Raw genomic sequence first — 12,344 nt, 5'->3', positions numbered from 1 at the left:
GGCATCCGCTGAGTGAGGCAGGGCCCCCTTCTTCCCTGGTCCTGCCAGGGCCCCCTCTCAGACACGCGCACCGCATTACGGTGTCGACATGAAGGACGAGGGATCCGGCAACCGGCTCGGCAGCTACCTCCGGGCCCGGCGCGAGCTGGTCTCCCCGGCACAGGCGGGGCTCCCGCCCGGCGGAAACCGCCGCGTCCCGGGCCTGCGCCGTGAGGAAGTCGCCCTGCTCGCCGGAATCAGCCCGGACTACTACCTGCGTCTGGAACGGGGCCGCGACAAGAACCCTTCGCCGCAGGTCCTGGAATCGCTGGCACGCGTCCTGCAGCTCGACGACATCGAGCGGACGTATCTGCTCGGCCTCGCGGCGGCACGCCCCAGGGCGCTGCGCCGCAGGCGGCCCGAGCACGTGCCGGCGCGGGTGCACGAGCTGCTCGCCCACCTGCAGATCCCCGCGTTCGTCGAAGGGCGCGCGTTCGATGTCCTGGCTTCCAACCCCATGGCCGTCGCGCTCTCCCCCCGCCTGCAGCCCGGCCAGAACCGGCTTCGTTCGCTTCTCCTCGATCCCGAGGAACGAGCCTTCCAGCAGGACTGGACGAAAGCCACCGCCGATTTCGTCGCCGCCCTTCGCACCACCATCGGGGACGACACCGACGACCCCCGGTTCGTCGAGCTCGTCGGCGAGCTCGCACTGTCCAGCCAGCGGTTCCGCACCCTGTGGGCCCGGCACGACGTCCGCACTCTGGACGGAGGCACGACCACGGTGAACCACCCCGTCGTCGGTGAACTACGCCTCCACCGCGACAAACTCGCGATCGGCGATGTCATCCTCGTCGTCTACTACCCCGACAAGGGCGACGACAGCGACGGGAAACTGCAGCTCCTTGCCGCACTCTCACGCGCCGATTCAGCCGGCACGGCACCCGACAGGCCGACGGACAGCCCGCACCCATAGGCCCCCTGACCTCCACGCGCCGCGCTGGCGTCGCCACCTGACGCGCGCCCCGACATCCAGGGTTCGCGCAGGGATCCCAGGGAAGCGTGGCAGGCTGGTCGGCATGTGCGGCCGCTACGTCTCCACCCGACGCCCCGAGGACCTGGTGAAGCAGTTCCGGGTCACCGAATGGAACCCCGAAGCCCTCGTGGCGCCGAACTGGAACGTCGCCCCGACCAACCAGGTGTGGAGTGTCTTCGAGGGCGTCGACCGGGAGACCGGGGCGCTGGAGCGGCAGCTGCGGCCGCTGCGGTGGGGGCTGGTCCCGTCCTGGGCGAAGGACCCGGTGATCGGTTCCAAGATGATCAACGCGCGGATGGAGACGGTCCACGAGAAGCCCGCCTACCGCCGCGCCTTCACCAAGCGCCGTTGCCTGCTGCCGGCCGACGGCTACTACGAGTGGGTACCCGTCCCGTCCACCGAGGACAGGAAGGCGCACAAGCAGCCCTACTTCGTCAGCCCGGAGGGCAGCGACCAGGGCATGGCCTTCGCGGGCCTGTACGAGTGGTGGCGGAACAAGGCGGTCGTCGGTGACGACGCCCCGGGCGCCTGGCTGGCCACGTGCACGATCATCACCACCGAGGCGACCGACGCCGCCGGCCGGGTCCACCCTCGGATGCCGTTGACCATCGCGGCCGCAGACTACGACGCTTGGCTCGACCCCGAGCACCAGGACCCCGACGAACTCCGCGCCCTGCTGACTGCGCCCGCCGATGGCCACCTGGCGGTCAGGCCCGTGTCGCTGAAGGTCAACAGCGTCCGGAACAACGGGCCGCACCTCTTGGACGCCGCCGAGTTCGAAGGCTGATCCCCCCCCGGCAGCGAATGGCTGTGATCGGCTCTACGACCGGACGGCGGAGCGGCGTGCGGCCGACTCAGGCGGTAGAGGGCCGGACCTCGACAGGAGCGGGCCGCTTGCCCAGGTTCCGCCAGGCAATGGCGCCCACGATGGGGAACAGGACCATGATGACCAGCCAGCCCGCCTTGGGCAGCGTCCGAATCCGTGCGGCAGGGGTCCTGATGCAGTCGACCAGGGCGTAGACGTACAACGCCGCGACTATTGCGTACATCACGTAGACCGGCACCGACGTCATCGGGTCACCTCATGTGCAAGGGCGGCTGCCCGCTTCGGTGCGGCACGGCCTGGCCCCACTGGATGGTCATATTAACGGGCATCCCAAGGGGCTGAAGAAACCCTCTGACGGTCTACGGCCACGAAGGAAGACACGACACGCGCGGTGACGGTCCGGCACGGCACGGGACCCCGGCAGATGGCGGCCGGGGTCCCGTGCTGGGGGTGTGTCTCGTTCCCGGGATTCAACGAACGGCAGCAGCGGGCGTCACGGCCCGGCGACGGGGTGCGTGATTGCGCGGAGTGGCGCGCCACCCTTGCCCTTTTTAGATGCCACATGTAATCTATTGTCGTAGGTCCGGCCGCAGGCAGTGCTGTCCACCCGTGGAGGTTTCCTCCTCGGTAGGTGACGGATCTCCGGGCACTGGCCGCGCCCGCGTGGCGCCGGGGATCCCGAGCCCTCACCGGCAACACCGGCGAAAAAGAGGCGAAGAATCAATGATCACGATCTTGATCACGACAGCCAACGGCGAGACCGGCCGTCCGATGGTCGACTACCTGCTCACGGAGGGCTTCCACGTGCGCGCCATGGTCCGCACGGACGACGAGCGGGCACAGCGGCTGCGTGACAAGGGCGCCGAGGTCGTGTTCGGAGACCTGCTCAACCTCCGCGACGTTCGTAAGGCCCTGGAAGGGGTCCAGCGCGCCTACTTCAACTACCCGCTCGGTGAGGGACTGGTGGAGGCCGCAGTGATGTTCGCCCAGGCCGCCAAGGAGGAGGACCTCGAGCTCATCGTGAACATGTCGCACTTCCAGTCCCGGCCCCACGCGCGCAGCAAGGCCACGCAGAACCACTGGCTCTCCGAGCAGATCTTCGACTGGTCGGAAGTCCCCACCACTCACCTGAGGGTCACGTTCTTCATGCAGTGGCTGCTCTACATCTCCGGGCTGATCCGCTACGGCCGCTACGTGATGCCGTTCGACAAGGAGAGCCGCTTCGCCCCGATCGCCGGCCGCGACATCGCGCTGACCGCCGCCAACATCTTCGCCTCGCCCGAAGAGCACGCCGGGCAGGTCTACGCCCTCACCGGCCCTGTGGAATACAGCCACGAAGAGCTCGCGGCCGAGGTCGGCCGGGTGCTGGGCAAGGACCTTCCGTTCGAGCAGGTCACCGTGGCCACCTTCCTGGAGATGCTCGGTATCGGGCAGGACATGGCGAAGCTCAGGCACTTCGAGGCCGTGACCCTCGACCAGCACGAGGGCCGCCTTGCGGGCATCAGTGACACGGCCCCGCGCATCAACGGGCAGCCGCTCACGACGGTCGAGGAGTTCATCACCGAACACCGCCCGGCGTTCGAGCTCGACCACATCAAGCCGAGCGCGTAGCCGGCCGGCCTGAGATCGCCCGCAGCACGGCGAGCCCTCGAACGCCGGCACCGTACGCCGCGGACCTCAGTGCGTGGGATCGTCGGAGTGGCCGTCGGGGAGGTCGACGAGGATCACTGCCACGTCGTCGCTCAAATGGCCCTCGGTGTGGTGGAGCAGCCGCTGGTGCAGTTGTTCCAGGAACTCCTCCGGGGTGGTGGCGTGCAGCGCTTCCATTGCTTCGGGCAGGGCGAAGAATTCGTCGTCGCGGTTGCGGGCTTCGATGACGCCGTCGGTGTAGAGCAGCATCCGGTCGCCGGGGAGGAACGGATGGCTTTCGGCTTTGGGCGGAGGCCCGGTGCAGAGGTCTTCCAGACCGAAGGGCGGTAGCGGGCAGGAGGGCGTCAGGGCCTGCACCTTGCCCTGGTGCAGCAGCAGCGCGGGCGGGTGGCCACGGTTGATCAGCTCCACCACATGTTCACCCGGGATGTCCGGCACCTGGGCCAGCAGGGCGGTGGTGAATCCTTCCAGCGCGGCTTCCTGCCCGAACGCCCCCGGCACGTCCGCCTCCCTCAGCAGCGCGGCCCCACAGCGGTCCATGACCTTCACCAGGTCGTCCTCGTAGTGCACGGCTTCCCGGAAGGCACCCAGCGCCACCGCGACCGCTCGCATGGCGTTCAGCCCCTTGCCGCGGACGTCCCCCACGATCAGCCGGACGCCGTACCGTGTCAGCACCGCCTCGTACAGATCACCGCCGACCTGCGCGCCCGTCCCCGCCGCGAGGCTCAAGCTGGCCGTCCGTACCGGACCCAGCCGCGCCGGAACAGGCCGCAGGATGACGTCCTGTGCCGCCACGGCGATACGGCGGACCTGGTCGAGCTCGCTGCGCCGACGCGCACGCACCGCCTTGCTCAGCATCACACTGGCCATCGACACCACCAGCAGACCCACGAGGTTGCCGAAGACCAGATGGGTTCCCCACGCATGGTTGTAGGTGGCCGTGGTCAGGTTGACGACCAAGGCGGCAGCCGCCGCCGACAGGGTGCCCTTCGGGCCCATCGTCAGCGCTGCCAGCGCCGGCACGGCGGTGAGGAGGGGGCCGGTCATCAAGAAATGCGCAGGTGACAGTTCGATCCCCAGCACGCCCAGCGCTATCACGAAGGGCACAGCCTGCGTGAGTGTCAGGAGGACCCCGCTATGGCCGCCCGCTCCCGGCCCGGGAGACGAGCAGGACGGTGACCGCATGCATTCAGCCTGCCCCAGTGCAGCGCCGATCGCACCGCCGAGCGTCCGGCACGGCCTGACCCATGCCGAGCGCAGCGCTCGCTCCGTAAAGGGCCGCTGCCGCTCATCGGGCTGTGGCCGCCGCAAGCTCGTGGCCTGCTGGTGAACTCCTTCTTCCACGAGGAACACGAGGAAGGAGAACGCCGGCCCGGCCTCACGTCGGAACGCGTCCGGCAGATCTCGTCGACGGCCCGTCCCCTCATGGTCTGGCCGCCTCCGCGCACACCGGGTCGTCGACCGCGCTCACGGTGTACGGGGGCTGTCCCGGCGGGTCGTCGTTCTGGCTGTTGACGACGTAGAGCCGGCAGCCGTGGCGGGCCAGGGTGGTGGGCAGGTCGAAAGGCTCGCCGGTGATGCGGTGCGTCACCGTGCCTGCGTGCAGACCCTGGTCAAGTTCGGCGATGTAGACGCCGTTCGGGGCGCCGTAATTGAGCACGGCGTAAAGCGTCCGCCCCCGTAGCAGCATCCCATCGGCCCCGAAGGACGCGCCGCCCAGATCGAGCTGGACGACCTCACCGGTGGCGACGTCCACCCGCCACACCGCCTCGGTCCCGTTGGACGCCACCAGAAGTGTGCTGCCCGACCGGTCCGCGACGATGCCGTTGAGCAGCCAGTACTGCGCGGGGAACTGCGGGAAGGCCGAGCGGATGTCCAGCCACGGTTCCAGGGGCCCGAGCCTGCCATGGCGGAGGGCGGCCCGGTACACCACGGGGTTGGCCCAGTCCGTGGCGTAGACGGCGTCGTCGGTGATCACCAGGTCGTTCAGGTCCGGCGCGCCGAGCGGACCGCCCTGCGCGGTGCGCGTGGCGAGCAGTCGGCCGCGACGGTCGTGGACGGTCAGTTCGCCTCCTCCGACGGAGTACACCCGCCCCCGGCCGTCGGTGTGCACCCCCAGCGTGCTCGGGCGGTTCGCCAGGCCGTCAGCCCGAAACGACCGCAGGCGCACGGTGCGGACGTCGCCCCGGTACAGCGCGCCGGTGCCGTCGGAGGACACGTACATCGTGCCGTCGCGGTCGATCGCGATCCCCTCAGGCAGCACCCCGCGAGCCTCGGAGACGACGTAGGTGCGCGGCAGTTCGTGCGCGGTGGCAGGGACGGCGGGCAGGGCCGCAAGGCCGGCCAGCAAGGCCGCGGCGCCGAGCCGCGGAAGTCGGGTGGAGCCGGGCATCGTGGCTACCTCCGGGTGCGTGGTGGACGTCCCCGCGACGCGGGGACGTCCGAGAGCCTGCCCGGGGCCGTACGGCGGCCGCATCGCCTTTCACGTCTAGGCGAAAGGCTCCGCCTGGCCCATAATCGGTCGGCGTGATCCGCTTACACTTCGACGCCGCCGACCTGTGCCGGATCACACTCGCCCCGGCGCCCAACGCCCTGTGGGAGGCGGTCCTCAGCGTGCGCGGCCTGCGCACCGCGACCGCCGGAGCGGGCCGGGCGCACCCTGCCGCCGGGCGGTGGCGCCGCCAGGTGAACGGCAGCTTCGCCGACCGCGCCGGGGTCCTGCTGGACCTGGTGCCCCGTGACGGCCACGTGCCCGACTTCTTGCTCCAGCCCGCCGCCGGGGACCTCGCCACGGCCGTCGACCTGGCCGGGCGCACCCCCGCCGCCCGCATCGCCGAGGACCTGCGGCTTCCACGGGACCCTGGCGGCCGGGGCGGCGCGCAGGAGCCGCCCAGCCGCTGGTCGCTCGAGCTCGCCGCCGGATCGGCCGCCGCACGGCGCGTCCTCACCGCCGACCTGCGGAGTTACTTCGCCTCCTCGATCGCCCCCCTGTGGCCGCGGGTCCGCACCGACGGCGCGGCGGACCGCGCCCTGCGGGCCGAGATGCTGCTACGCGGCGGCGTCGACGCCCTGCTGACCACACTCGGCCCCACCTGGCGCTGGGAACCCCCGGTGCTCCACCTGCCGTCCCGGAACACGTATGACATCCCGCTCTGCGGCCGGGGCCTGCTGCTCATGCCGTCCTGGTTCGCGACCGGCCCCATGATCAGGTACCAGCCCGGCGAACCGACCGTGCTGGCCTACCCGATGCACCTGCAGGAGCCCTCCACCGACCCGGGCGCCCCGCCCGGGGCCGCCCTCGGACCGCTGCTGGGGCGGACCCGGGCAGCCGTTCTCCAGGCCCTGCGCGATCCGGCGACGACCACCGCGCTCGCCGAGCGGCTCGGGGTCTCGCTCGCGACCGCCAGCCAGCACGCCGGCGTCCTGCGCGACGCAGGGCTGGTGCGCACGACCCGGATCGGCATCGCCGTCCTCCACAGCCTCACCCCGCTCGGCACGGCCCTGCTGTCGGGCGAGCCACCCGCGGCGTTCCGCTAGGCCGTGTCGTCCGCGAGCGTGTGCGCGGTCCGTCCGCGGTGGCCGGACCACCGCGGACGGACCGGCCGCACCGCACCCGTGGCGGGTGCGTGAACGGCCGCGCCTCAGCGCAGGCCGAAGGCCCGGATCACCGTCTGGTGCACCGAGTTGCCCGCCGAGTCCTTCGCGGTCGCCCGCAGCGACACGAAGGACGCCTTGTCCGGGGCGTCCAGGCGGAACCGCCCGTCGCTGCCGCAAGCGGCCTTGTGCCAGGTCCGGCCGTCGTCGTAGGACAGCTCCACGCCGACCGCGCCGAGCTTGCCGGCGAGGCTGGCGCCCGGCAGGTGGGCGGCGGTGACGGACAGGGTGTCGTGCCGCCCGGCACGCCCTGCCGCGTCGGTGCCGATCCGGTAGTCGAGCTGCACCAGCGGCAGCACCACGGTGGCGGCATCGGTCGGCTGCGCCGACGTGAAGTCCCACTCGGTGCGCGTACGGGAGGAGTACGGGGTGTAGGTCACGTCCCGCTCGCCGGTGACGACCAGCTTGTACGGCAGCTTGCCGCGGCTGGGGGCGTCTCCCCAGACGTTCGTGAAGTTCCCCTGGCCCAGCTGGGTGTTGCCCTGGTAGAGCGTCTGCTGCTGGGTCACGGCCGGGTCCTGGTTCCACCCGACGTGGTTGCCGCTGCCCCAGGCCGGGATGTCGACGTACAGGAGGCTGCCGTTGCGGGTGGGCGGCAGGTTGTTGAAGAAGGCGTCGTTCAGGAAGGGGCGCTGGATCGGCTTGAACCACTCCTCGGACTGCCTGCTGCCGGCCCGGTAGGCGGTCTTCGCTCCCTCCTCGAACCCGATGGACTCGGCGAACACCTCCTGGTGCCAGCGGACACCGTCGGTGGAGACCCAGTCGGTCCGCTTGCCGTTCGCGGGCTCCGGCATGATGGGGCCGGAGGACCAGTCGACGCCGTCGAGCCACTCGAAGCGGAACTCGGCGCCGGGAACGTCCGGCTTCGGGCTCGCCAAGGTGACGTCGATCCGGGCGAGGTTCTTCGTGTCGCCCTTGACCGTCATCTTCGACGGGATCTCGTTGTGCCAGGCGTGCGCGAGGTCGTACACGTACGGGCTCGCGGTCTCGGAGCCGACGGTGATCCTGGCCCCGCCGTCCGCGGCCTGCCGGATGAGCTTCTCGCCCTCCTCGGTGCCGAGCAGGCCGACGTCGAGGGCGACGGGCCGCTGACCGAGCGGCGCGTAGGAGCGCACCGGGCGGCCGTAGCCGTTCTCCACGACGAGCATGAGCTTCGCGCCCGCGGCGATCGCGTTGGCCGCCTGATCGAGGTCGCTGACGTCGTCGCTGTGGCGGACCACCACGGCCTTGCCGCGCGCGTCGAGGTGGGCGTAGTCCTCGCTCGATCCCTGGCCGGCGAAGACCAGCGGCAGCTTGTAGGTGCCCCTGGCCAGCGGCGTGATGCCCTCCTGGCGCAGGATGCCGGTGAACTCGGTCGTACGGGTGGAGACGGCCAGTGCCGGCTTCTCGGCGCGCCAACGGGCGGTCAGCTGGAAGTCCCCGTGGGTGACCTCGTGGGTGGTCGGCTGCGCCCAGATGCTGTCGTAGTACACGCTCTCGGCGGACAGACCCGACCTGACGCCGTTCATGACGCGGTTGTAGCCCAGCTTCTGGAACGTCACGTCGCTGCGCTGCGGGGTGGTCATGTCGATGCGCTTGACCTTGGAGGCGTCGAACGTGACGGTGGTGTCCCGGTCCACGAGCACGTCGGGGTCGCCGAGCAGTGCCAGGCCCCTGGAGTGGGGACCGTGGACGCCCTGGACCTCCTGGTAGGACAGGGCCGAGTACACGTCGTCGGGCACGAAGATCTCCACGGTGCCCGAGGGGCCGACGCCGACCGGGACGGGGTCCTTGCTCCCTGCCTTGATCAGCATGACGTCGCCGGACGTGGGATTGCCCTCGGAGTCCTTGAACGTCAGGGTCAGCTTGTGCATCGTCGCGAAGCCGAGGGAGACGGCGGTGTGCGCCACGGCCCGGCCGGCCGTGTCCGTCGCGAGCACCTGGCCCGAGTAGTGCTCCTTGGCGGTGCCCGCCGAGCCGTCGATCGTCACCGTGACCTTGGCGGAGCCGTGCGCGGGGACGACCACCTGGGAGGCCGACAGGCGGAACATCCCGGACGGGGCGTGCGCCGCGTCGACGGACAGCGAGAGCGCGACCGGCGCGTCGGTGACGTTGGTGTACGTCACCGGACGCTGGAGGGCGCCGCCCTTGTACTGGGCGGCGAAGGCGGTCGCCGAGGCGAAGACCCCGGCCCGTGCTGCCGCGGCGACGTCCAGCCGGCCGCTGCCGGCCTCGAAGGCGTCGTACGTCGGGGTCTGCCGGGAACTGCTGGCCAGCAGGTCCTTCAACTGGCTCCCGGTGAGGTCCGGATGGGCCGCGGCGAGCAGGGCGGCGGCGCCCGCGACGTGCGGTGTGGCCATCGACGTGCCGCTCATGGACTGGTATGCGCCCTGGTCGTTCCCGTCGAACTGGGAGTTGGCCGCCAGGATGTCGACGCCGGGGGCGGTGATCTCGGGCTTCAGCGCACCGTCGATACGGGGGCCCCTGCTGGAGAACGAGGCGAGCGAGTCGGCCGAGTCGACCGCGCCCACGGTCAGCGCCGAGGAGGCCGCCCCCGGTGCGACGATCGTGTTCGGATCCTCCCCGTAGTTGCCGGCGGCGACCACGAACAGCGCGCCGGTCTGGGCGCTGAGCCGGTCGATGGCCTGGCTCATCGGGTCGGTGCCGTCGGACACCTGGCTGGTGCCGAGGCTCATGTTGATGATCTTGGCGTGCCGGTCGACGGCCGCCCACTCCATGCCGGCCAGGGCGTAGGAGATCTGTCCGCCGCCGTGGTTGTCCAGCACCTTGCCGATGCTCAGGCGGGCGCCCGGGGCGACGCCCTTCTCCTTGCCGCCGGAGGCCGCACCGGTTCCGGCGATGATGGACGCGACGTGGGTGCCGTGTCCGGCGTGGTCGTCGGTGTTCTCGTCCGGTACGAAGCTCTGGCGGGTCGCGATGCGGTCCGCCAGGTCCGGGTGGCCGGCGTCGACGCCGGTGTCGAGGACGGCGACGTCCACGCCCTGCCCGGTGTCACCGCCCTGCCAGACCTGCGGGGCGCCGATCTGCGTGGTGCTGTCGGCGAGGTCGGCGTGGATGGGGGCGTCGAGCCAGATGTGCGAGATGCCGCCGCCGAAGGACGGCTGGGCGTTCTGGGACCGGGCGCCGTCGCTCACCGCCGCCCCGGCCACGGACTTCCAGAAGTCGTCCGCGCGGGAGCGGTCCGCGGTCAGCGCGGCGCCCTGGATGCTGTCCAGGTTCCGCACCCGGGCCGCGCCCTCGGGGACGGCGGACGAGCGGCGTGCGCCGCCGGGCTGCGTGTAGGAGACGATCAGCGGCAGCCGGGCGCGGTGCGCGTCGTCGTATCCGTCCGCGATCAGGTCCGTGACGTTGAACAGCTGCCGGTCCAGCGTGCCCTGGGTCAGGAAGGGCAGGGCGGACTCGGGGTAGACGTAGAGGTCGTCGCGCGACGTCATGGTGCGGGTCCGCGACGGCAGTCCGTCGGCACCGCGGACGGTGACGGTGCCCCCGGACTGTCCGCCGCCCCGGGCGGCCTGACTGGTGGTCACGACGTCGCCGGTGATCAGTGTGACGGTGTGTTCGCCCGCGGGCACATGGTCCGCGGCGGATGCGGATGCGCGTGATGGAGTGGGTGCGTCGGAAGGGGCGGCTGCCTGAGCCGTGATCGGGCTCGTGAGGGCGAGTACCGAAGCGCCGGCGATGACCGGCACGCTCCAGCGTCTGTGGTGTCGCTTCAAGGGTTTCCCTGGTTGGGTCCGGGCAGGGGACGATCGCCCCCTGCCGTCCAGGGGCGTCACACCGCAGCGGGTGGCGTCACCTGGGCGACGTGATCATATGCACGTATGAATTCACTGTGAAGAGTGGTGCCTCCACCTTGTGAAACTCGGGGCAACGATGCGTTCCGCGGTGGGCGCTCAGTCGTGTCGTGCCGTCCCGCCTGCGGCAGAAGTGGCCCCCGGGCGCCGGTTGGTGCAGGCGGCAGCCAGGGCGGACGCGCGCCGCATCCCTCGCCTGCCGCGGGGGAGGGCAACGACGGAAACGGTGGTGACAGTGTGCTCGATCGTGTTCGTGCCGGCGCGGGCGAGTGGGGATCCGCCACCGGGGTGTCCGTGCCGCTAACTCCTTGGAGATGCAGTCCAACAGCCTGCTACGTTGCAAGACTTTGCCCCGACCGGAAGGAATGCCATGGACGTCCCCTCCCTGCACGGCCGGTTCCTCGACGACGTGCTTCCGCGGATCCGACAGGACGACCGCGTCAGTGGTGTTGCCGTCGCGGGGTCGATCGCCGGTGGACACCCCGACATCTACTCCGATGTGGACCTGATCGTGGTCATCGACGACGAGGCGTTCGACTCGGTCATGGCGGAGCGTCTCACGCTGATCGGTTCCTGGGCCGCCCTCGTGGCCGGATTCACCGGGGAGCACGTCGGCGAACCCCGCCTGGTCATCACGCTCGTCGGGCCGCCCCTCCTCCACGTCGACTTCAAGTTCGTGCGGGGCTCCGACTTCGCCGACCGCACCGAGGACCCGCACGTCCTGTGGGACCGCGACGGCCGCCTTGCCACCTCACTTGCGGAGCACCCGCCGACCACCGCGTCGTTCGACCTCCAGTGGATCGAGGACCGGTTCTGGACCTGGCTGCACTACGGCGCGACGAAACTCGGCCGCGGTGAACTGTTCGAAGTCATCGGCTTCCTCGGCTACCTGCGCGAGGCCGTACTGGGCCCCCTGGCGGCTCTCCGGGTGGGTGCGGCCCCCCGCGGCGTGCGCCATCTCGAATCCATCGCACCGGACGAGGCGCGTGACCTCCGGGCGACCCTGTGCGGTTACGACCGGCACGACGCCGGCCGGGCCCTCCTCGCCGGCGTCACGCTCTACACACGGTGGCTCGAGGAGGCCGGAGTGGCGATCGAACGTCACCCTCGCGCCGAGAAGCTCGCCGTACAGTACCTCCGCGACGTCATCGACCAGACGAGCTGAGCCAGTCTCCTCGGTGTGCACTGTTCGGCGGCCGGCGGCCGGCGGCAGTACCCGGAGACCGCAGTCGACCGCGTACGGCTGCTCCAGGCGTCGCACCAGGCGGGGCCACCTGTGGCCGCGAGTGTGCAGTGCCGCCTTGCATGAAGGGAGGGGCGGGGCGGCTTACCGCCTTCCGGCGGAGTCCCTGCCGCCGTCACTCGACGTAAGTGGTCAAACACATCTTCCGCCAAGAAGTCGTGGAGA

The 12,344-nt window shown here is 70.8% G+C and carries 9 protein-coding genes; 5 read left to right on the top strand and 4 right to left on the bottom strand.

What is annotated here, in order from left to right; all coding sequences use genetic code 11:
* The first annotated feature begins 88 nt into the window (after positions 1 to 88).
* On the top strand, positions 89 to 952 hold the full coding sequence (locus AC1VWI_RS06520) for a helix-turn-helix transcriptional regulator (RefSeq protein ID WP_499509974.1): 864 nt from the start codon (positions 89 to 91) through the stop codon (positions 950 to 952).
* Positions 953 to 1,055: 103 nt separating this feature from the next.
* Positions 1,056 to 1,799, top strand: coding sequence for an SOS response-associated peptidase (locus tag AC1VWI_RS06515; RefSeq protein WP_499509973.1), 744 nt, complete (start codon positions 1,056 to 1,058; stop codon positions 1,797 to 1,799).
* A gap of 67 nt (positions 1,800 to 1,866) precedes the next feature.
* Here the strand turns inward: AC1VWI_RS06515 and AC1VWI_RS06510 are convergent, their stop codons facing one another.
* Positions 1,867 to 2,085 (bottom strand): PLD nuclease N-terminal domain-containing protein, encoded by a 219-nt coding sequence (locus tag AC1VWI_RS06510; RefSeq protein WP_499509972.1) that lies wholly within the window; start codon positions 2,083 to 2,085, stop codon positions 1,867 to 1,869.
* A gap of 488 nt (positions 2,086 to 2,573) precedes the next feature.
* Here AC1VWI_RS06510 and AC1VWI_RS06505 point away from each other — a divergent pair, with 488 nt between their 5' ends.
* Positions 2,574 to 3,449 (top strand): NmrA family NAD(P)-binding protein, encoded by an 876-nt coding sequence (locus tag AC1VWI_RS06505; protein ID WP_499509971.1) that lies wholly within the window; start codon positions 2,574 to 2,576, stop codon positions 3,447 to 3,449.
* A gap of 66 nt (positions 3,450 to 3,515) precedes the next feature.
* Here the strand turns inward: AC1VWI_RS06505 and AC1VWI_RS06500 are convergent, their stop codons facing one another.
* Positions 3,516 to 4,595, bottom strand: coding sequence for a PP2C family protein-serine/threonine phosphatase (locus tag AC1VWI_RS06500; RefSeq protein WP_499509970.1), 1,080 nt, complete (start codon positions 4,593 to 4,595; stop codon positions 3,516 to 3,518).
* A gap of 316 nt (positions 4,596 to 4,911) precedes the next feature.
* Positions 4,912 to 5,880, bottom strand: a complete 969-nt coding sequence (locus tag AC1VWI_RS06495) for an SMP-30/gluconolactonase/LRE family protein (RefSeq protein ID WP_499509969.1) — start codon at positions 5,878 to 5,880, stop codon at positions 4,912 to 4,914.
* A 134-nt stretch (positions 5,881 to 6,014) separates the two neighbouring features.
* Between AC1VWI_RS06495 and AC1VWI_RS06490 the strand changes: the two genes are divergently transcribed.
* A complete protein-coding gene (locus AC1VWI_RS06490) occupies positions 6,015 to 7,025 on the top strand; it encodes a winged helix-turn-helix domain-containing protein (protein ID WP_499509968.1) in 1,011 nt (336 codons plus the stop codon).
* A gap of 104 nt (positions 7,026 to 7,129) precedes the next feature.
* Here AC1VWI_RS06490 and AC1VWI_RS06485 read toward each other — a convergent pair whose 3' ends face one another.
* Positions 7,130 to 10,669: a S8 family serine peptidase gene (locus AC1VWI_RS06485; protein ID WP_499509967.1), complete on the bottom strand. Its 3,540-nt coding sequence runs from the start codon at positions 10,667 to 10,669 to the stop codon at positions 7,130 to 7,132.
* A 637-nt stretch (positions 10,670 to 11,306) separates the two neighbouring features.
* On the opposite strand from AC1VWI_RS06485, the gene AC1VWI_RS06480 reads away from it, so the two are divergent.
* Positions 11,307 to 12,101: a nucleotidyltransferase domain-containing protein gene (locus AC1VWI_RS06480; RefSeq protein ID WP_499509966.1), complete on the top strand. Its 795-nt coding sequence runs from the start codon at positions 11,307 to 11,309 to the stop codon at positions 12,099 to 12,101.
* Positions 12,102 to 12,344: the final 243 nt, after the last annotated feature.

The organism is Streptomyces sp. TOM-9, assembly GCF_056858595.1.
The sequence above is the reverse complement of the archived record's forward strand: the minus strand, read 5'-3'. Positions and strand labels throughout refer to the sequence as shown.